This window comes from Pseudoalteromonas sp. Scap03 (assembly GCF_013393115.1).
Lineage (GTDB): Bacteria > Pseudomonadota > Gammaproteobacteria > Enterobacterales > Alteromonadaceae > Pseudoalteromonas.
The window spans coordinates 188,999-211,480 of sequence record NZ_VDEU01000002.1 but is presented as its reverse complement, the minus strand read 5'-3'; the positions used below and the strand labels follow the sequence as shown (position 1 = coordinate 211,480).

The window sequence follows — 22,482 nt, the reverse complement described above, 5'->3', positions numbered from 1 at the left end:
AAAAATGGCTAAAAAACGTAAAAATGACACCCGCTTAGATCCCTTTGCAACCGCTGTTGGCAGTAGCAGCTTAGACGCTCTTTTAGAGCAAGCTAATGCAGGCGATGTTATTCGTATGCCTGCGCCAAGCGATCCTAATCGCGAAATTACCTTGGTTTGTAAAGTGATTGCTCATAACGAGATTGAAAAATCGACTCAGGTTTATGGTAAAAATCGCCGTGTACAAGCGCTTTTAAACGAAAAGTCGGTATCCGATATACTTCCTGCAATTAAAGAAGATGGACGTAATCAGCACCCCGCCCTGCTTTGGGATCAAGGTGATATGAGTCTTGTTCTTGCAGGCTCAAGACGTCGCAAAGCCTGTATTTTGGCTGGTGCAGATTATCTTGTTTTGAGTTCAAGTGATTTTAATGAGCAAGATGCTAAAGTGTTAGCAGTTTCTTCGGATCAATACATTGCTCCAAGTCTTTGGGAGTTAGGTCAAGCGTATCAGCAAACTCGAAACGAACTCATTCAACAAGGCAAAAAAGGATCGTACCGCGAGATTGCCGTTATTGAAGGGGTATCGCATACCGCCATTGCGGATGCGATTAAAGCGTATGAGCAAATATCTGCCGATGTTATAGCCCTTTACCCAACAGCTAATCATGTTGGTAGAGAAGTCGCTAAAAAGCTGATTAACGCAAAGGAGCGAGACGAGGTTGCATTTAACGAGTTAGTTGTAGCACTTGCAAGCAATGATGAAGTTAACGCCTTAGAAGCCGACGACAAGCGCGCTATGCTGATCACTAAACTATTAACCGCAGAGCCTAAAACAGCATTAAAGCGTGAGGCTGTGCTTGAAAACGACTTTATTAGTGTGCAACGTAACCTTAAAAGTGGTGACGTTTCAATAAAAATTAATAATAAAGTGATGACAGACAAGCGCTTAGAACAACTTACTAAACTATTAAGTGCTTTTAATTAGTTAGTAATATCGTGATCTGTAAAGGGGGGAGGTTAGTTAAATAGTGATCTAGCCTTCTTAATTAGTTAGTAAAAATCTGATCTTCCGTGGTGATAAAAAGCAAATAAAGCCCGATAAACTACTAAGGATCGTATCTTTACTAACTAAACCTACTCTATTTGATTAAATTGCTACCTTGTTAGTAAAAACCTGATCTACTCCTAGCAAAACCTCTCTATTAAGTTAATTTATTGTTTTTATTTTGTAATTTAAACGCCTTTTTTTAGTGAGCAAAATTAAACAATCCTTATAAACCAATTTTTTACTAACCAATCAGATCCAACCAGTTTATTTTAAAAATAATATTGCTTTAGCTCAGCGTTGATAAGGCATATACTGGAAAAATTGTTTTTAAATTTTAATACTTTGAGTGACATGTCTGCTAACTTATCAAAAAATGATTTAATGGCTATTTTTGAAGAAATTAAAAATGAGCAGGCTACCCAGTTTCCTCTTTCTGAGCGATTCATAAAAAAATTGTTTAAACCCGCGGTGTTAGCAAAAGGTAAGTCGTATTATAAAAACGGCCAAATAAGTTGGTTAGAACATAATGCTGATTTTTCTGTTGTTGATTCTACTGTGCAAGGCGATAAGGGCATTGCGTTTAACCAACGAATTGAGATCAGTAAATTACCAACTGGCTATTCAGTCGACACTCACTGTACTTGTAATGTTAAAACTAAATGCCGCCATTTGGCTGCAATTTTGTTAAAACTTAAAATTGAACACTCAGGTGAATACGGCGAAGACTATTTTATTAATGACTGGTTTAGCGAACTCAGCTCGCTTAAAAACACCGATCAAGCTCATCCATCACAAGTGTTACTGTTTGTATTAGATATTGAAAACGATAAAGTATTTTTAACGCCTAAAATTGCCAACTACGATAAAAATAATAATTATGCATTAGGTCGCAATTTAACTGAGCAACAGCTTAATAGTTTTGTAACCCCTAGCGACCTGCTAGAAAGTGATTTTAGATTATACAGCTGGATCCGCTCGCAAAATGCGGTCGGTAATATTGAACTCAAAGGTCAATGGGGCTTTAACGCGCTGCAGCAGTTACTAGCTACAGAACGATTATTTTTACAGCGTTCCCGAGTACCTATAAAAGCGCAACCTGGCTTACCCCTAAATTTTGTTTGGGAAAAACAAAAAGAAGTCACCCAGTTAAAAATTCATCTTGATCAAATTCCTAATTGGGCGTTAATTAAAACTACGCCGCCCATCTACTTAGATTTAGATAAATACAAGCTAGGCCGCATTCGCACGCCGCTCAGTGCTGACGAAATTGCTCATTTACAAACAATACCTGCACTACACGATACAAACTTTGATCGAATTTATAAGCAGCTTGCTGATAATTTTGGTGCCGGTGTTATTCCCCATCCTACTAATGCACTAAGCATGCCTGTTAAGTCGTTGAGTAATGCCGTACTTAAAGTTAGCATGTCGGGCTCAGTAATGGCTATTTCGTTATCGTTTAAGTATAAAAATAAAAACTACTTAGCAGGTACAGCGCCTGAAAAACTAATAAATAGTGCATTTGAAAACACCGTTACCAACGAGCTGGTCAACTTAGGCTTTGATTTTTGTAAAGGGGGTTTACACAGCGAGTTTATTTTTAGTCAGGAATCGGCTATTCACTTACACTGGTTAGCGCATGAGGTGTTACCAAGCTTTAAGCAACGTGGCTGGCAAGTATCAATGAGCAAAATAAATATTGCCGATACTAAAAACCAAATTTCCTTGCATGTAAACAGAGCTGCTGGGCATCAAATGCATTGCAAAGTTGTGCTTAACGATACCAAAGTGGCCACTTTATTTAATGTAAATAATAAACTGTTTGAATCGTTAAATCGTCAAAGCGAATTGTTTTATTACTACCCCGTTGGCCGTCAATTTGGAGTTATAGATAAGGCTGCGTTTAATTTATTAATTGAGTTTAAATTGCGATTTGAGTTTATTAAAACGCGCGACGAATTTAATATTCCACTTTCATACTTACCTGAGTTAGTTAAGCACACAGCCATTAATGTTGAGCTACATGATCCTTCATTAGAGCGCTACCTTGATGAGCTAAGCAATGACGCATTGTTATCGCCCAATATCGCCATTCATGGCTTACACGATTCTGTGGTGCTTAGAGAATACCAGCAAGAAGGCGTAGCTTGGCTTAACTTTTTAAAGCGTAATCAGCTAGGTGGTATTTTAGCCGACGATATGGGCTTGGGTAAAACTTTGCAGGTGATTGCTTATTTAGCCAGTTCTTATAATACTCCGCAGGCTGGCCCTACGCTTATTGTTTGCCCAACAAGCTTAGTGAGTAATTGGCAAAACGAAATTACCAAGTTTGCTAAAAACTTAAAAGTGACCACTATTTTTGGTGCACACCGTAATGATGCGTTGAAACACTTGGCACAAGCACAGTGTATATTAACAACCTATCCGTTATTAAAACGCGACATTGCTTATTATTCGCCACTGTATTTTGAAAACATTATTCTTGATGAAGCGCAGTATATTAAAAATGATACGGCACAGGTATCGCGGTTAGTTAAACGTTTGAATGCCGATTTTAAGCTTTGCTTAAGCGGTACCCCAATTGAGAACAATTTATTTGAATTAAAGTCGTTACTCGATTTTGCTATGCCTTCGCTACTAGGTTCCCAGGCACACTTTAAACAGCACTTTCAAGGTCCTATTGAGCGCGAAAGTAACATTGAGCGTGCAGAGCAGTTAAAAGCGCTAATTATGCCGTTTATTTTGCGCCGGACTAAAGCCCAAGTGGCTCAAGAACTGCCGCAAAAAACGGAGCTTGTTAAAGAGTTTGAGTTTGAGCCTAAACAAAAAGACATGTACCAAGGCATAACACATGCGCTTGAAGAAAAACTCATTGATTTATTTGCCGAGCAAGGCGTGCAAAAAAGTAAACTCGCCTTTCTAGAGGCACTATTAAAACTTCGCCAAATATGTTGTCATCCTAAACTTATTGAGCCAGAAACCGACGCTGCTAGTGCTAAGTTAGAATGGTTATCAAGCCATTTACCTTTAATGCTCAGCCTTGGCCGTAAGGTGATTATATTCAGCCAGTTTACCTCTGCTCTTGATTTAATTGCCGAGCGTTTGAATACACTTAACATTAAATTTAGCATGTTAACTGGGCAAACGCGCCATCGCGATAAAGTGATAGACGAATTCACCAGTGGCACTACTTCGGTATTTTTAATTAGCTTAAAAGCAGGTGGCACAGGGCTTAATTTAACCCAAGCCGATACCGTTATTCATTTTGATCCTTGGTGGAATCCAGCTGTTGAAAAGCAAGCGACCGATCGTGCTTATCGTATTGGTCAAACTAATCCGGTATTTGTGTATAAATTGATTATGGCTAACTCTATTGAACAAAAGGTGTTTCAAATGCAGCAAGATAAACAAGCGCTTGTAGATGCATTATTTACCGAAAAATCAATGAGTTTTACCCAGTTTGATGAACAACAAATGTTGTCTTTAATTAAAAGTTAAAAATTAACAATAATTTTTTGAACTTATTTGAATGGTGGGCGTCTATTAATACAGCTTGGTTAAATTGCAGTTTCTCCAAGTTTTCATGTTGATATCCCATATAGTAGTTACTAGACATAGTAATGATTAAGCCAGCCAGTTCAGCGCTGGCTTTTTTTTTGCCTGAATATTTTAAACAATTTTATTTAAAATATTTTTGAACTAATCAATAATAGCTGGGTCTATTAATATGCTTGTAGTTGATATGTTGTTATACAAGTTTCATGTTGATTTCCCTGTTTGATTACTAATTTACTAATTTAGTAATATTGAGCCAGCTTTATTAGCTGGCTTTTTTTATGCTCTAAATTCAACTTTTTTAAAAATTATTTTGAACTAATTTAATCAGGACGCGTCTACTATTATGCTTGTAGTGATGTGTTGTTATACAAGTTTCATGTTGATTTCCCTGTTTGATTACTGATTAAGTAATATTGAGCCAGCTTTAATAGCTGGCTTTTTTTATGCGCTTAATTTAGTGCGTTACCCCTACTGCTAAAGAGCGTTATTCGTTATGATGGCATGTCACTAAATTTTAAAAGTTTATTTTATGTTTACTTCGTTTTTATCCCATTTAGATTGGTTAAGTGTAAGTGCTGGCGCTATAACAGGCATGGCTATTTGTGGTGTTGTATCAATGCAATTAAGCAAAAAAATAAAGCGCCAAGTAAATGAGCAACAACAACAGTTAATGTTATTACAAAGCCAGCATGAGCAAACACAAAGCCAATATGCCGCGTTGGTTGAAGAGCACGATTTATTAGGACTTACACATCAAGAGCAGCGGGATCAGTCTCAGCATTTTAAAACCCGTTTAACTGAGCAAGAAAAGCAAAGCCAACTTTATAATCAATATTGGCGTAAAGCCGAAGCTGAGCTAACCGTTCTGCGAGAGCAATACAACCTGCGCGATGTAGAGCTTAATAATATACGCACTACCCTTGAGCAAAAGCAGCAGCATTTTAGTGAACAACTCGCCCATATAGAGCAAAGTAAAGAAACGCTTAAAAAAGAATTTGAAAATTTAGCTAACCAAATATTAGAAGAAAAGTCGCAAAAATTTAAAACCCTCAATCAAGAAAGCATAGAGCAGTTACTTAAGCCGGTTCAAGGTGAGCTAAAAGGCTTTAGAGATAAAATGGAGTCTATTCACGTTGAAGACTTACAGCAACGTGCAGCACTTAAAACCGAGCTATTACATTTACAAGCCAAAAGCCAAGCAATTACCGATCAGGCCGATAAGCTAAGCAATGCCTTACAAGGGCAAAAGAAAACCCAAGGTAATTGGGGCGAACTCATGCTCGAAAATGTGCTTGACAGCGCAGGCCTACGCGCTGGTACCGATTACAAGCGAGAAGTGTCGTTTAATACCGAAGACGGCCGTTTGCGCCCTGATGTAGTGGTGTATTTACCTCAAGGCCGCCACTTAGTGATTGATGCTAAAACATCGCTAAACGCATACACACGCTACGTTAATGCCGATAATGAACTAGAAGCTCAACAAGCAATTAAAGAGCATGTTGAGGCCGTAAAAGCGCGTATTAATGAGCTTGCTAGTAAATCATATGACCGCTTACCAGGGCTTAACTCCCCTGAGGTAGTGATCATGTTTGTACCGATAGAATCCGCGTTTGTAGAAGCCCTTAAATACCAAAGCGACATTTACCAACAAGCCATTGAAAAAAACATTCTGGTTGCTACCCCCACTACCCTGCTAACCAGTTTAAATATTGTTAAACAGTTATGGCGCTTTGAAGAGCAAACTAAATATTCAAAAGAGCTGGCTAATCGTGCTGAGCGTTTTTATAGCAAGCTCAATGGGTTTTTAACCAGTATGGAAGGCGTGGGTAAACAGCTCGATAAAGCCAAAGAAAGCTACGATAAAGCGTTTTCACAGTTATATCGCGGTAAAGGTAACTTAATTAAACAAGCTTCTGAGTTTAAAGAATTAGGGGTGTCGGTACAAAAAGAATTGCCTAAAGAAAGCGTTGAACGAGCGCAATTAGAGTTAGATGAATAATTTTGCTAAACGTTATTGTGTCATCATATAGACGTGCAGTTTAAAGTAACAAGAAGGATAATTTATAGCGATGAAAGGTTTTATAAATAAAGGAGTCGCTAAGCTAAAATCAACATCAGATCAACTGTTTGATGAATTTAATAAAGGGTATGTCTTAGCAAGAGAAAAAATCGATGGCTTGCCGATCTTTACGTCGTTTGAGCGCTTTGGTACGCAAACCCCTACGTCATTCGATGAAAAGCATTACTTTGTTATTCCTTTTGCACTATCTGAACATCAATTCGCTTTACATACCATGCGCTATTTACCAAAAGGTGTACCAGAGATTAATAACTTGCCCAAGCGGCGTATTTTTCATTTTCCTAATGAGCACGCTGAAGCAGGTCTTCGCCACTATATGCTAAACAGTGCCGATGAAATTATGCGTGAGCAAGCTGTTGGTCAAACTAACTCATTACAGTCGCTTGCCAACGATATTGATGCTTTAGATCAAAAACTCACCTACGGAATGCTTTTAGTTGGCGGCTTAGCAGCTATTGCAAACCCATTGTTAGGAGCTGGCATTGCAGCTAAAGCTATGTTGCCAAGCATCACCGGCCTACTGAATAAGTATGATGTTCGTGCTTCTGCCGATAAACTGTCTCAGTATCAACTTGAAAAAGAAATAAAAGCAGCTCAAAACAATATAATTACAGAGTTTGAGGCCGCAAACACGCTGCAGTTGATCAACCCTATTCTACAAGAATTAGAGTTAACTCTTAGAACGACTGAAGCTGAGCATGATCCTTTAAGCTGTTTTAATTTAGCTGATGGATCATTATCAGAACTTAACGATGACAAATGGCGTGAGTTAACAGAAGTTGCTGTCTGTCATGTTTATAAAGATGTTTACGATGAACCCTCATTACATAAACAAGCAAATTTGGATGCAAAAGACTTAAGATGGTTAAAGTTAATGTTCGATGCAGTCAAGGAAAACACGTTATGAACATTGGGATTTATATTTACGATGATGCCGAAGTACTGGATTTTTCAGGCCCATTTGAAGTGTTTAGCACGGCAAAGCGCTTAGCAGATAATAACTGGCAGGTATTTTTTGTAGCAGAACATGCAGCGCCAGTAATTGCCCGCGCAGGGTTTAGTGTAAACCCCCATTACAGTTTTGCCGATCATCCGGTTATTGATTTGCTTATTGTGGTTGGTGGTGTTCATACTGGTGAGCTAAGTAAGTCGCAAGTAATTAGCTGGGTAAAAAAAGCGGCTGATTCTGCAAATCACGTTGCTTCGGTGTGTACAGGGGCTTTTTTATTAGCCAAAGCGGGTTTGCTCGATGGCTTAACGGTGACTACGCATCGGGAAGATCAAGCCGATCTTGCTGCTATGTTCCCAAGCCTAAACGTAGTTGCAAATAAGCGTTGGGTGTCACAAGGTAAATTTACTACCTCTGGTGGTATTTCTGCGGGAGTTGATATGAGTTTGGCATTAGTTGCGCAGTTAATAAGCCCATCACACGCTGAGCATACAGCAAAGCAAATGGAATACCGATGGCATAAAAATGGTTAACTCCCTGGTAACTGTTGCTGAATAAAATTATGTATGTAATCACGTAAACAAACCGCTTTTTTACTAAGTAAACGACCGCTTGGCCAAATAGCAAAGATTTCGCGATTATGGCTTTGCCAGTTTGGTAATGCCCTTACAAACTCTCCTGTTGCCAACTCGTTTATAATTTCAAATCTAGGTAATAAGCCTACTCCTTGATGATCAGCCACTTGGTATTTAACAAAGCCAGTATCGTTATAAATACTGCTAAATCGACACATGTGTGTATAGCTTGCGCGTGAAGTAATGTGAGTGAGTGGCCATTTATTTCTTAGTGTCGTGCCAATTAAGCGGTGTTGTTTAAGGTCGCTTGGTTCTGTGAGCACTGGTGCATTGGTTAAATAAATTGGGGTAGCCACCAAAATCGAATCTGCTTGTCCGAGTTTTTTTTGTTGCAAAAGTGAATCCGCTTGTGGGCCGATTCTTAATGCTAAGTCGGCTTGGCTTTTAATTATGTCTTCAAGTTGATTGCTTAAAACAAGTTCCAATTGGATATCAGGATACTCTTTAGTAAACGACAACCACATTGACTTTAAAAAGCCATGGCAAATATTAAGCGGCGCAAGCACTTTAAGTTTGCCGCTTAATTGCTCTTTTTGTTGATTGAGGTGATGACTGGTTTGTTCAAACTGCTCAACTAAACTTGCGTAGCTTTGGTAATAAACCTCTCCCTGTTGGGTTAGTGTAAATTGGCGCGCAGAGCGGTGCAGCAGCTTTTGGCCCAGTCGAGACTCTAGGCGTTGTAATCGCCTTGTAACGGTTGCCGCAGGGAGCGATAAATACTCGCCTGCTTGAGACAGGCCCCCTTGTTGAACTATGTGCACAAACAACACTATATCGTCTAACATGATTCCACTTTTGCAATTTAAGTTTGATTAAATCTTTGTATTTAACGTTTTTGCAAGTATATATCATAGTGCTTAAGTTTTCAGCAAAGGGTGACATTATGTTTTCAACAATTGATTGGTTGGCGGTCATAATTATTGGTATAGGTGCTACGGCATTACTTGATGTATGGGCGCTACTACTTAGTAAGTTTGGTATTAACTCTTTAAACTTTTGTATAGTGGGTCGCTGGCTATGTTTAATGCGCTACGGCAAGTGGAAACACCTTGCTATTAGTAAAACCGCTGCACAACCTAATGAATGCGCAATTGGTTGGTTTAGTCATTACTTCATAGGGGTTATTTTTGCATTGGTATTTATACTATTGTTGCCAAATCATTGGTTAACAGCGCCAAGCTTAATGCCTGCTCTATTTTTTGGCGTGCTAACGGTTGTTATACCTTTTTTTTTGATGCAACCAGCTCTCGGGCTAGGTATTGCTGCGGCTAAAACATCAAAGCCAATCACAGCTAGAATTAAAAGCATTTTATCGCACGCAGTGTTTGGTGTGGGTTTATACCTAAGCGCATTAGCGCTGTCACTCTTTTGAGAGGTTATTATGCAAGCAGAATATTGGTTAAAGCGCTGGCAAAATAATGATGTTGGCTTTCATGGCGATAATGTAAACCCGAGTTTAGATCGTTATTTTACTAACTTAAATTTACCGCTAGATAGTCGTGTGTTTGTACCTTTGTGTGGCAAAACAGTTGATATACACTACTTGCTCAATAAGGGCATGCAAGTTGTGGGTGTAGAACTTAGTGAGCTTGCTGTTCAACAACTGTTTGATGAATTAGCACTTACGCCAAAAATAACGACACATGGTCTACTTACTGCGTATCAGGCTCTGGGGATCTGTATTTGGGCCGGTGATGTGTTTGCTTTAACGGTTGAGCATTTAGGTCATGTTGATGCAATATATGATCGCGGTGCCTTAGTCGCGCTACCCTACACTATTCGCAGTCAATATGCCCAACACTTGATTAGCCTAAGTGATGCTGCACCGCAATTATTGATCACCTGTATTTACGACCAATCTCAACGTAGTGGCACGCCATACAGTGTGCCTGCGGCAGAGGTACAGAGTATTTATGCAAAGCAGTACAGCTTAAAAATGCTCAGCTGCGAAAAATTAAACCAAGGTATTAAAGGTGTTACCCCTGCCAGTATTGTGGTTTGGTTGATGACTGCTAGAGCTTCTTAGAATTTGCACTTTAGCTGTGCATTTTTGTGGCTAGTTAATTGTGATTTGAGCATGCATTATAATAACCACATCGAACAATTAAGGGTTAAGTATGCCGCAACCAGCAAATGTTTTCTTTTTATCTCATGGCGGCGGTCCATTACCGCTGCTAGGAGAGCCAAGCCATAAAGATATGGTGGAATGTTTACAAACCGTTGCTGCTAAAATCAAAAAGCCTAGCGCTATTTTAATGATCAGCGCACATTGGGAATCAACCCCTATTGCAATCACAGCCTCAGCAACACCTAAATTAATTTACGATTACTACGGTTTTCCTAAGCAGGCGTATCAATTAACTTACCCTTGTGCTGGCCAGCCGCAACTTGCTAATTTAGTACAACAAGCGCTCACAACACACAATATTGACTCAAAACTCGATCTACAGCGTGGCTACGATCACGGTATGTTTGTACCGTTAAAAATTATGTATCCAGAGGCCGATATTCCCTGTGTGCAAATATCCTTGCACCCAAGCCTTGATCCGCTGTTGCATGTTGAAATTGGTAAAGCGTTGCAAAGTATTGATTACGATAACTTATTAATTATAGGCTCAGGCTTTACCTTCCATAATATGCGCGCTTTTGGTGTTACTCAATCAAACGATGTTAACCAGCAAAATCAGGCATTTGAAAATTGGTTGGTAAGCACAATCGCAGATCAAACATTAACCGAGCAACAGCGTGAACATCAATTATTAGCATGGCAGCAAGCTCCAGCTGCACGCTTTAATCACCCTAGAGAAGAGCACTTGTTACCGCTACATGTATGCTATGGCGCTGCTATGTGTGCAAGCACTGAGGTATTTGAATTAAATATTGCCAATAAACGAGCCAGTATGTATTTGTGGCAATAATAAAAAACACGCCAGACTTTGCTAGGCGTGTTTTTTGGTTCTACTGTATTTATTACAGTGGTTAAGCGTAAGTAATTACCATTTCATTTCGCCTTTATGAACTTTAGCGCCAATGCTAAGAGCCATAGGTAATACAGCCTCTGGGTATGAGTTGGTCATTTTATCTATCAGCAGCTTACTGCTATCACTACTTTGCTTAGCGTGTGCAAAATCCTTTAAATACTGGATTGAAAAATCAATATTTGCAGCATCTAATTGGGTGCCTGCTTTCATATGCCCAGGGATCACCACGTCAGGGTTGAGTGCTTTCATTTCATTAAGTTGCTTTGCCCATGCATTTTGCTCTGCCTGAGTTTGTGCATCGGCCATCCATAAATGAACATTAGCGTATACAGCCACATTTCCTAAAATAGCTTTATTATCAGGGATCCATAAATATGGGCGATGATTATGCTCACCCTCTGTACCACGAATTTCAATGGTATGGCCTTCTATTTTTAAGCTATTACCATTAAATATCTTAGGTACGACGGGGTTTTTAGGGGCGTTTTCCCCCATTTTTGGCGTCCAGAAAGCAAGTTTACCTTTAAGCTTTGCTGCTATTTTTTGGTGCACTGCCGGTGTGGTTATAATCTTTGCGTCAGGAAAAAACTGCTGTAACACTTCAGCGCCAAAGTAGTAATCAGGATCGGCTTGGCTAATAAAAATAGTTTTTAGTTGTTTACCAGAGTCAATTACTTTGGCGGCAATGCGCAGTGCATCTGCTTTGGTAAATCCGGTATCAATTAAAATTGCATCGGTACGGCCATACACCAGCGTGGCATTAACATGAAAGCTATTGCTGTCAGCGTTATACACATCAAGGGTTAGTGGGGTTTCGTCTGCAATAGCGATATTGCTGGCTAATAGTGTGCTTAGTAAAAGAGTGCGTAGGTTCATAGTATTCTCATCATTGGTTGCTAATGCGAGCATAATAAAGGTTTGATATGTTCAGAAAAACAACCAATAATTAGCATCATTGTTTCATAAATCGTGCAAATACTATGGATAAACTCACCGCAGCGCAGGTTTTTGTGGATGTTGCCTACTCAGGCAGTTTTACTGCTACTGCCGATCGGCTTGAAATGTCACGCCCTATGGTTACTCGTCATATTGAGTCGGCAGAGGCCTGGTTAAATACGCGCTTATTGCATCGCACTACCCGTAAAGTAACGCTTACCACCGCCGGCGAGGCCTGTTTACCCGAAATAGAGCAATGGTTAGCACAGGCTAACCGTTTAGTTGAACAAACTAAAAGCCAGCAACAGTTGTCAGGTAAAATACGAGTAGCGACCAGTATGTCGTTAGGTTTTGCACAATTAGCCCCTATATTTACACGTTTTATGAAACGTCACCCTAACGTGCAAATAGACATAGATCTTGAAGACTCAACCACAGATCTAATAGAGCAACGTGTTGATTTGGCAATACGTATTGCAGCCAATCCTGATCCTTCGTTAATAGGTAAACCTATTGCCGAGTGTGAATCTATATTAGTGGCCTCAGCCGACTACCTTGCTGATTATCCGCCAATAACGACACCACAACAGTTAAGCGCTCATCAGTGTTTAGGCTATAAAAACTTCGACCGATATATTTGGCATTTACACAACGGGGATGAGTTTCAATCTGTTGATGTTAAATGCAATTTAAGTGCAAACGAGGCCACCACATTACTTCATGCAGCCATAGCCGGTGGTGGTATTTCAGTACAGCCTACGTATTTGGCAAATCAATATATACTTGATGGTCGCTTGCAGCGTGTATTAGCGCCATGGACATTAAACCAAATGAAAATATATGTGCTTTACCCTTCTCGTCAGCATTTATCGGCAACAGTAAGAGCACTAATCGACACGCTCAGTGATGAATTTAAAAATCCAGCATGGTAATTAATTATAAAAGTTTGGGTTTAAACCATAGCTTTGTGCGTTAAGCATGCTGATATTGTGTAGGTTATTTTGTTACAGTAAATGTAATAAGCGCCTTAATCTATAAAGGTCAGCAGACCCAAGGAACAATAACAATGAATCTGATCAAAATATCGGGCTTGGCACTGGCCATTGTTGCGGGCTTAGGCTTGCAAGCATGTTCAAGTACCAGCATAACAACCAACAATAATGCAGCGATGAGCACCGTGAATAATCCATTAAGCCTAGCGCAAATTTATAAAGATAAAGAATTTAAAACCCAGCGAAGCACTTACTTTAAATGGCTAGACGATGGTACCGGCTACACCGTACTTGAAGAGCGCGAAAGCGAAAAAGAAAAAGCAGACGATAGCAACGCCGATGACGACAAAGAGCACGGCGTAAAAGGCAACGACATTGTATTTTACAATGCTGACGGCACGGGCCGTAAAGTATTGGTTGAGTTTGAAAAGCTGTTGCCAGAGGGCGCAGACGAGTCATTTGCAATCGAAAGCTATCAGTGGTCAAAAGACGGTAAATGGCTGATGGTATTTACCAACAGCGAGCAAGTTTGGCGTTCGCGCAGCAGAGGCGATTTTTGGTTACTTAACCTTGAGACTAACCAATTACAGCAACTTGGTGGTAAAGACGTTGAGCCAACTAAATTAATGTTTGCTAAGTTCTCGCCAGATAGCTCAAAAGTGGCTTACGTACGCGACAACAATATTTATATGCAAGCGGTTGGTAGTAACGATGTAACTGCGCTCACAACCGATGGCAGTGCCACCATTGTTAACGGTAATTTTGATTGGGTATACGAAGAAGAGTTTACTATTGCCGATGGTTTTCGTTGGAGCCCCGACAACAAATCAATCGCCTATTGGCAGCTTGATACCAGTGACGTTAAATTTTTCACTATGATCAACAACACTGACGAACTGTACCCTACCCTTAAAGAATTCCCTTATCCTAAAGCGGGTGAAACCAACTCTGCCGTGCGTGTTGGTGTGGTAAGCCTTGCTGATAAACAAACCCGTTGGGCTGAGCTTGAAGGCGATAACCGCGACCGTTATATTCCGCGTATTAGCTGGGCAGGCACCGGTAATGAATTAATGATTCAAGACTTAAACCGCCCACAAAGCCATAACAAAGTGTGGTTGTTTGATTGGCAAAAGCAGCAACTGACTAAAATTTTAGAAGACAAAGACGATGCGTTTATAGAATGGTTTTATAAAGCCAACTGGTCAAAAGACGGTGAGTTTTTTATTTGGCATAGCGAACGCGACGGCTGGCGTCATCTTTATCGTGTATCGCGCGATGGCAAAACTATTATCGACCTAACCCCAGGCGATTACGACATTATTGATATGCTGAGCATCAATGAAGACAAAAACGTAATGTATTTTATTGCCTCGCCAAACGATCCTGGTCAGCGTTATTTATACAGCACACCGCTTGATGGCAGCAGCAAACCGGTACGGGTAACGCCTGCTGAGTTTGAAGGTTCAAACAGCTACTACATGTCAAAAGATGCCTCATGGGCTATGCACACTTACTCAAAATTTGGTACGCCACCGACTAAAGAGATCATTAAAGTGGCAGATCATAGTAATGTAAAAACCTTAGTTGAAAATACAAAGCTTAAACAAAAACTGGCTGAGCAAAGCTTACCAAAGCATGAGTTTTTTAAAGTAAATGCGCAAGATGGCACCGAGCTTGACGGCTACATTATGTTCCCAGAAAACATGGATAAAAGTAAAAAATACCCAATTGTGTTTTACGTATACGGCGAACCATGGGGCTCTACCGTGCAAGACCGATGGGAAGGCAACAGTTACCTGTATAAATCACTGCTAACGCAAAAAGGTTTTATTGTGGCATCGGTTGATAATCGTGGTACACGTGCACCAAAAGGCCGAGATTGGCGCAAATCGATTTATAAAAAAATTGGCTCAATTACCGTGCAAGACCAAGTAGACGCGCTTGATGCTATGGCTAAACGTTGGGATGTAATAGACACTGACCGCGTTGGCGTGTGGGGACACTCAGGGGGCGGTAGTTCAACCCTTAACTTACTGTTCCGCCACGGTGATAAATTTAAAGTAGGCATTGCCTCAGCACCGGTGCCAGATATACGTTTATACGACACCATTTACCAAGAGCGTTATGCAGGCAACCCAAACACCGATCCTGCGAGTTACGATAACACCTCGCCGATTACCTTTGCTAAAAACCTAACCGGTAAGCTGTTGCTTATTCACGGCACAGGCGATGATAACGTGCATTATCAAGGCTCAGAGCGTTTAATTGACGAGCTTGTAAAGCATAACAAGCAGTTTGAGTTTTTCTCATACCCTAACCGCTCACATAGCCTACGTGAAGGCAAAGGCACCACTTTGCATTACCATACTATGATGGCTGGCTTTTTTGAAAAGCACTTACTAACCAAGCAATCGCTTTAAAAAGTAAAATACTAAAGCCGCACACTAATTATTAGTGTGCGGCTTTTTTGAACAAAATGTAATGGGGGTTTACAGCTTCTTATACTTCTTTTTTCGGTTATATAAGTACACTTTTTCCATATATCCAGCACCAAGAACTATCGATGTAAATGTGCCTGTCTTTCTTAGATTGATGATCAACGCCTCCAACTCAGTGGATCTTCAGGCTGTTTGATAATAAAAGTTTGGATACGAATATTACTCTTTTTTAAAGTAATATATTAATAACTTTCAAATGTTTGCTTGACTATTGAAGTTTGAACAATATTAAGCATTTGGCCTACAACTCTAATCACGCAATGCTTTTGATTAATGTCATATCGATTTATAAATGTTCAATTATGCTCAGAATGGCGCTGTAGCCAAGGGTTTGGAGCTATTAGATCATATCAGTTAACAAAGTGCGATCCCGCCCTGGGACTATAGAAGTGTGGTTTAATTTAGTTTTGATTTAACTAAATAAGTAAAAAAAAGATATTATATCTCTCATTTTATTTTATATTTAATTATAATAATCAAATATTTATGTAATTTGTTAATTGTTTGTTTCTTTTGTGGGTGAGTGGTTAACGGTGAATGTTCCTCTTGTGGGCAATGATTGGCAATATCTCGCGTATCGCGACTTATTAACGGATTACATATACCACTTCTTCGTATTGATAGGTAATAATTTTTTATGAGAACCACCGCTCAAACCATTGCTAATATTAAACCTTCGGTTTGTATTAAGCATATTTCAGCAATCAGCTCTTTATTTAATCTGGGAAAATTCAGGTTGAAATCCGGTATTAAATTACTTGCATATAATGCCTTTGCTTTACTTTTATTTGCTTTTACCAGTATGGCATACGCCAATAACAACCCAGTGTGGCAGCATTGGAGTAAAGATAAAATTGCTTCATTTACAAACGGTTATCGAAGTGATGTGGCAGACTTTAATCAAGATAATCTACCTGATTTTATTGTTACGTCATTGTATGGCAATGCTGTTAATGTATATCTAAATGATGGCAATGGTAAATTTGCAACAGTCGTGTCTCCATTAGGCGCAGATGGTGCAGATTTACGGGAAGTCGCCGCTGGTGAATTAGACGGTAAACCAGGTCTCGACTTTGTTGTAGCAGATTTTAAGAACGACGCTGTGTATTTATACACCAATAATGGCGCGACGCCGACCCCTGCTTTTACTCGTACGACACTACCAACAGATATCGCATCACCAAATGGTGCTCAGTCTATCAGTCTCAGTGATCTAGATGGTATCAATGGTTTGGATATTGTTTTAGCGTCTCAAAATTATCGCGATCGTATATATGTTTATCTAAATGATGGTGCTGGTAATTTCACCCAAAGTCGGATATACGATGGCGATAATTATTCGTTATTTGAGATAACAGTTGCTGATGTTTCTGGCGATGATATACCTGATATTATTGCTGGTGACTTAGGTAGTACAGCTGGACGTAACTTCTGGTTAAAGGGTAATGGTGATGGCACGTTTCAAGCGGGGTTAAATTCATATGCCACAGAAGCAACTGATTTACCCTCACTTCAAACTGCTGACTTTAATGGTGATAGTACCAACGATATATTTGCTATTTCTAAAACTGAATTATATTGGTTTGAAAATAATGGTACGGGTTCGTTCACCGAGCATTTGATCAACCCAGGTGAGCCTATTATCGATAATGGCTCGCAGGGAAATGTGGCTGATATCGATGGAGACGGCGATATCGATATTTTAATGGGTTCAGAGAGCGATGTCATTTGGTATGAAAATAATGGTTTAGGGAGTTTTACAAAACAGCAGATAAGCTCAGGTTTTGAGCTAATAAATGCTGTCAATGCTGTTGACTTTGATGGTGATAATAGCCCAGATATTGCGGTAGTCGACAGAGTTGGCGGGGGAGTTTTTTGGTTAAAGAGTCAAGCTGATTTTAGTGTCGAAGAAAAGAACGTTGTAGTAGGCAGTGTTAATGCCGAAGATATGGATAGCGACACTTTAACCTATAGCATTTCTGGCGGGGTAGATTCTGCGAAGTTTAATATAAACTCAAGTAATGGTGCTCTTACTTTTCAAAATGCACCTGATTATGATATCCCAGACGACGATGGTAAGGATCGTATCTATAACTTTAATGTAAGTGTTAGTGACGCAAAGGCAAATGTGATTATGCCTGTTGAAGTCACTATCACCGAAGCTCCTAAATTTGCACCCGTTATTACCGAAGGAACCTCAGTGTCGGTAACTATGAGTGAAAACGCAAATCCAACAGCCTTTGTATTAACGCTAAACGCTACCGATCAAAACAACGATACATTGACTTGGTCAATTAGCTCAAATGCTACCAATGGTATCGCGAGCGTTTCTGGCACAGGTACTTCAAAAGCGATTGGCTATACCCCAAATATCAATCACGATGGTACTGACCGCTTTAACGTGAGAGTCAGTGATGGTGAAGGCGGTATGGATACAATTACTGTCAATGTCATCATACAAAACGTTAATGTGCTGCCAATGGCGACATCTCAGACTGTTTCTTTAGCTGAAGATACGGCGAAAGCGATGACCTTGAAGGGGACCGATAGCGATGGCACCATTGCCCGATATCTTATCGGTACACCTTCTCACGGTAGCCTATCGGGTACTGCACCTAACTTAACCTATATCCCCACTGCTGACTTTAATGGTAAAGATAGCTTTTCCTTTACAGTGACAGATAATGATGGCGGCGTCTCTTCTGCTGCAACGGTATCGATTTTGGTATCATCGGTAAATGACCTACCGACAGCGAGCGCACAATCTGTATCGGTTGAAGAAGATGGTAGTGTGGGTATGACATTGTCAGGATCTGACCGTGACGGCACCATTGCCCGTTATCTTGTCGGTACACCTTCTCATGGAAGCCTATCGGGTACTGCACCTAACTTAACCTATATCCCCACTGCTGACTTTAATGGTAAAGATAGCTTTGCCTTTACAGTGACAGATAATGATGGCGGCGTCTCTTCTGCTGTAACAGTATCGATTACTGTATCGTCGATAAATGACTTACCTATGGCGAACGCACAATCTGTATCGGTTGAAGAAGATGGTAGTGTAGGTATGACATTGTTAGGCTCTGATCTTGACGGCACCATTGCCCGTTATCTTGTCGGTACACCTTCACATGGCAGTCTATCGGGTGCTGCACCTAACTTAACCTATACACCCACTGCTGACTTTAATGGTAGCGATAGCTTTACTTTTTCTGTAATTGATAATGAAGGCGGCGAGTCAGAGCCTGTAAAAGTCGATATCACCATTGATGCAGTAAATGATGCGCCATTGGCTGAAGATGACACCATGGAGTTTGATAAAAATGGTCAGAATAGGTATGTCCTAGATGTTTTAATCAATGACAATGATATTGATGGTGATACGTTAAGTGTTGTATCGGGCAATGCTGATATTGGTAGCGTGGTTGTTGAAAATGGCCAGCTTGTCTTTAATGCCCCTCCTGGTTTTATAGGGTCACTCACATTAACTTACCTCATATCTGATGGTAATGATGGGACTACTACCGCAACAGTCACGCTTACCATTAACGGCTTGTTTGATGACATCGCGCCAACGCTTACCCTACCGGAAGATCGAGTCGTTAATGCCACAGCGTTATATACTAAAGTTGATTTAGGCGTAGCAACCGCACTCGATGCGAACGGTAACCCATTACCAGTATCGCTGGTCGATAATCGTGCAATGTTTTCTCCTGGTATAAGTAAAGCTTACTGGCAGGCTACCGATGCTGACGGTAATCAGTCAATTTCAGCACAAGGTGTTCAGATCCATCCGCTGATTTCTATTGGTAAAGACCAAACCGTTGTGGAAGGGAGTACGGTAACGGTGAAATTTTACTTGAACGGCACGTCACCGACTTATCCAGTGGTGGTACCGTTTACTGTGTCAGGTGATGCGCTTGAAGGGGCTGATCATAGCTTAATATCTGGTGAAGTCGAAATTAGCGAAACCAACACAGCGAGTATTACTTTCGAGACCTATGACGATAGCGTCGCTGATAGCGGTGAAACCATAGTAATTAGCCTGTCTGATACCGTGAACATTTCTCCAGATTCTGTACAAAATATCACATTATCTGAAGGCAATATTGCACCAGAGGTGATGCTTACGGCTAAACAGCAAAACGAAAACCGTACGTTATTGTCGCGATCTGATGGCGAGGTAACCGTTAGTGCAGCCATTAGCGATAACAACAGTGCAGATAGCCATACACTCCTATGGTCAAGTACGTCAGATGAGTTAAGTGTGCTAATTAATAGGACAGTATCTGAAGCCATATCGTTTGATGCGGCAGACTTATCGGTTGGTATTCATAAGTTAACAGCACAGGTTAAAGACTCGGGTGAGCCAGGATTAACGACACAGGCCGACATCTACCTAAACGTGGTGAGCGCGCTACCTGTATTAACTGAAACTGATACAGATGGCGACTTAATTCCTGATTCACAAGAAGGTTTTGCTGATAGTGACGGTGACGGAATTGCTGATTACTTAGATGCTATCAGTGTGTGTAATGTGGTCCCTGAAATGATCAGCACGCAAGCCACCTTCTTAGTAGAAGGTGAATCGGGTGTATGTTTGCGTAGAGGCTCGGCCGCACCTGCAACGCAAAGCGGTAGCTTATTGTTAACCCATGAAGAAACCGTTCAAGCTGTCGGTGAAGATGGGGAAGCTAAAATAGTTGGTGGTATCTTTGATTACATTGTTGTTGGTTTAGAAAAGCCAGGACAAGAATACAAATTAGTATTACCACAGCGCCAGCCTATTCCACTTAATGCCATCTACCGTAAGTACACTGATGCAGCTGGTTGGGGAAATTTTGTTGAAGATGCTGACAACATACTGTTTTCAACCCTTGGTGAGCCTGGATTTTGCCCTCCTCCTGGTAGTGAGCAGTGGCAAGAAGGTTTAACGGAAGGTCACTGGTGTGTGCAGTTACAAATTGTTGATGGTGGCCCGAATGATAACGACGGTGTTGCCAACAGTAGCATTGCTGACCCTGGTGGTGTAGCTATTTACTTAAGCACGAATACCACACCCGTTGCTGAAAACGATGCAATTACGATACAGTGGAATGAAGCGGCTAATATTGATGTATTGGCCAATGACAGCGACATTGATGGTGATGAACTGCTCGTGCTAAGTGCAAGTGCAAATTTTGGTGCGGCAGAGGTGTTAGCGAATTCATCACTTAGCTACATGCCAAAACCAGACTATGCGGGTATAGATATCATTACCTATGTAATTTCAGACGGTAATGGTGGCACAACAAGTGCGCAGGTGAGTGTTAACGTTATTGCGAATCGTAGCCCAGTTGCTAATGATGACGTTGCCTCGACGGATGATAGAACAGTTATAACGATTGATATATTGAAAAATGATACCGATGAAGACGGCGACACGTTAATGATTATCTCTGCGTCAGCGATACACGGCAGTACTGCGATTGTGAATAACTCTATTCAATATACGCCGGCAATAGGGTTTGATGGCACAGATACTGTCACTTATATTATTTCTGATAATAAAGAAGGTGAAGCTAGTGCCAAGGTTAGTGTGAGTGTTGATGCCTTTGAAAGCGCTACAGTCGTTAATGAATCAAAATCAAGTGGTAGTATGTCGTTATTCACCTTATTGCTATTGCCTTTAGCATTTGTGAGACGGGTGAAATCTATCAAGTTATTAGCTGCAACTATATTAATGTCTAGCCTTATGGTTTTGCCTGCTAAGGCTGAGTGGGGGCTTACGGCGAGTGTTGGCCAAGCAACTGCGCATGTATCTAAAGGTGAGCTGAATAGAGCCTTGGGCTCGTTAGATGCACAAATAACAGCTTTAGATGACTCTGATACTAGCTGGAAACTGGGCGTTGTTTATCAGGTTAATACGAATTGGTTTGTGGATGTTAGTTATCAAAGCTTAGGTGATTTCTCTGCTAGTATCGATGGTATGACATTAGATGGGAATGCATTTAAGCACGCTGTTTCAAAAGTCCAACCTATAACAGCAGGTGGTATCTCTGCGGCTGTTGGGTATCAGTACTTTATTAACGACCAGTGGTATTTAGGTGCTAGCTCAGGCGTATTGGTGTGGAAAAGTGACAACAAGACTTATAGCCAGGGTTTGGCAACGATTAACCGTGAAGAGAATGGTACTGATCTCTACTTCGGTATTGAGCTAGGTTATCAGCTCTCTGATAATATGAGTGCTGGACTGGGTTACACATACTATGGTCTAAAACAGCATGATATTAGCTCTGTTGGGTTAACGGTTAAATACTTTTTATAATTAATTGTTAGCATTCATATTTTTAAAAAAACCTATAATGGCGTATAGCTGTTATAGGTTTTTTAACGTTATAACGATGTGATGTTGAGTGCTTACTAATCTCACTGATGAGATCAGGGAGCGAGTATACTTTGATGAATTTATAATCCAAAAAAAATACTCGGACTCGATAATCATCGCTTCATCCAGCTTTTTTCAATTTAACCTTCTGGCTTGCTACTCCACAATCGCATTGCTTCAACATGTTGATCACGAATAGTCTAAACAACGCTATGTTTTTTACCGCACCATCTAACGTAATGCGAGAGTTCTCCTCTTTAAAAAGAATATCTAAATGTAATACGGGTTGTTTTCAATTCGCAATGCTGTCGAACATAATGCCCTAAAAACAAATAGCGTGTGGCTTTTTTAATCAAAATGTAATGGGGGTTTACAAAGCGTAAGTTGGATAGAGTGCAACGAAACCCGACAATAATAAAAAATGACTTATAAACTCAATGTCATCTAAAATAGCGA

The 22,482-nt window shown here is 40.4% G+C and carries 13 protein-coding genes and 1 pseudogene; 11 read left to right on the top strand and 3 right to left on the bottom strand.

Annotated features, from left to right (window positions below):
- The first annotated feature begins 4 nt into the window (after window positions 1–4).
- The 5 genes from FHG08_RS16280 to FHG08_RS16260 all read left to right on the top strand — a co-directional run bounded on the left by FHG08_RS16280 (window position 5) and on the right by FHG08_RS16260 (window position 8,150).
- Window positions 5–967 (top strand): transcriptional regulator, encoded by a 963-nt coding sequence (locus tag FHG08_RS16280; RefSeq protein ID WP_010388796.1) that lies wholly within the window; start codon window positions 5–7, stop codon window positions 965–967.
- Window positions 968–1,381: 414 nt separating this feature from the next.
- Window positions 1,382–4,528, top strand: coding sequence for a DEAD/DEAH box helicase (locus tag FHG08_RS16275; RefSeq protein WP_178957083.1), 3,147 nt, complete (start codon window positions 1,382–1,384; stop codon window positions 4,526–4,528).
- A 589-nt stretch (window positions 4,529–5,117) separates the two neighbouring features.
- The gene (gene rmuC / locus FHG08_RS16270; RefSeq protein ID WP_178957082.1) at window positions 5,118–6,587 is read left to right on the top strand and encodes a DNA recombination protein RmuC; all 1,470 of its coding nucleotides are present in this window, start codon (window positions 5,118–5,120) and stop codon (window positions 6,585–6,587) included.
- A 70-nt stretch (window positions 6,588–6,657) separates the two neighbouring features.
- Window positions 6,658–7,575: a hypothetical protein gene (locus tag FHG08_RS19110; protein ID WP_256729749.1), complete on the top strand. Its 918-nt coding sequence runs from the start codon at window positions 6,658–6,660 to the stop codon at window positions 7,573–7,575.
- Window positions 7,572–8,150 (top strand): DJ-1/PfpI family protein, encoded by a 579-nt coding sequence (locus FHG08_RS16260; RefSeq protein WP_178957081.1) that lies wholly within the window; start codon window positions 7,572–7,574, stop codon window positions 8,148–8,150. Before FHG08_RS19110 ends, FHG08_RS16260 begins: the two co-directional genes overlap by 4 nt.
- Here FHG08_RS16260 and FHG08_RS16255 read toward each other — a convergent pair.
- Window positions 8,147–9,037 (bottom strand): LysR family transcriptional regulator, encoded by an 891-nt coding sequence (locus FHG08_RS16255; protein ID WP_178957080.1) that lies wholly within the window; start codon window positions 9,035–9,037, stop codon window positions 8,147–8,149. The two genes, FHG08_RS16260 and FHG08_RS16255, sit on opposite strands and share 4 nt — an antisense overlap.
- Before the next feature lie 98 nt (window positions 9,038–9,135).
- Here FHG08_RS16255 and FHG08_RS16250 point away from each other — a divergent pair, with 98 nt between their 5' ends.
- The 3 genes from FHG08_RS16250 (at window position 9,136) to FHG08_RS16240 (ending at window position 11,170) form a co-directional block, all read left to right on the top strand.
- The gene (locus FHG08_RS16250; RefSeq protein WP_138740720.1) at window positions 9,136–9,624 is read left to right on the top strand and encodes a DUF2938 domain-containing protein; all 489 of its coding nucleotides are present in this window, start codon (window positions 9,136–9,138) and stop codon (window positions 9,622–9,624) included.
- Window positions 9,625–9,633: 9 nt separating this feature from the next.
- Entirely contained in the window at window positions 9,634–10,278 is a 645-nt protein-coding gene (tmpT, locus tag FHG08_RS16245; protein ID WP_178957079.1) for a thiopurine S-methyltransferase, read from the top strand.
- Window positions 10,279–10,369: 91 nt separating this feature from the next.
- Entirely contained in the window at window positions 10,370–11,170 is an 801-nt protein-coding gene (locus tag FHG08_RS16240; RefSeq protein WP_178957078.1) for a class III extradiol ring-cleavage dioxygenase, read from the top strand.
- Between the two features lie 75 nt (window positions 11,171–11,245).
- Here the strand turns inward: FHG08_RS16240 and FHG08_RS16235 are convergent, their stop codons facing one another.
- Window positions 11,246–12,109, bottom strand: a complete 864-nt coding sequence (locus tag FHG08_RS16235; protein WP_178957077.1) for an MBL fold metallo-hydrolase — start codon at window positions 12,107–12,109, stop codon at window positions 11,246–11,248.
- Between the two features lie 104 nt (window positions 12,110–12,213).
- Between FHG08_RS16235 and FHG08_RS16230 the strand changes: the two genes are divergently transcribed.
- The 3 genes from FHG08_RS16230 to FHG08_RS16220 all read left to right on the top strand — a co-directional run bounded on the left by FHG08_RS16230 (window position 12,214) and on the right by FHG08_RS16220 (window position 21,966).
- A complete protein-coding gene (locus tag FHG08_RS16230) occupies window positions 12,214–13,101 on the top strand; it encodes a LysR family transcriptional regulator (RefSeq protein WP_178957076.1) in 888 nt (295 codons plus the stop codon).
- 134 nt (window positions 13,102–13,235) lie between these two features.
- Window positions 13,236–15,581: a S9 family peptidase gene (locus FHG08_RS16225; RefSeq protein ID WP_178957075.1), complete on the top strand. Its 2,346-nt coding sequence runs from the start codon at window positions 13,236–13,238 to the stop codon at window positions 15,579–15,581.
- Between the two features lie 715 nt (window positions 15,582–16,296).
- Window positions 16,297–21,966 carry an Ig-like domain-containing protein gene (locus FHG08_RS16220; RefSeq protein WP_178957074.1) on the top strand — a complete coding sequence of 1,890 codons (5,670 nt, stop codon included), beginning with the start codon at window positions 16,297–16,299 and terminating at the stop codon, window positions 21,964–21,966.
- A 181-nt stretch (window positions 21,967–22,147) separates the two neighbouring features.
- Here FHG08_RS16220 and FHG08_RS19255 read toward each other — a convergent pair.
- Window positions 22,148–22,358, bottom strand: a pseudogene (locus FHG08_RS19255) (ISAs1 family transposase); the annotation flags it as partial.
- Window positions 22,359–22,482: the final 124 nt, after the last annotated feature.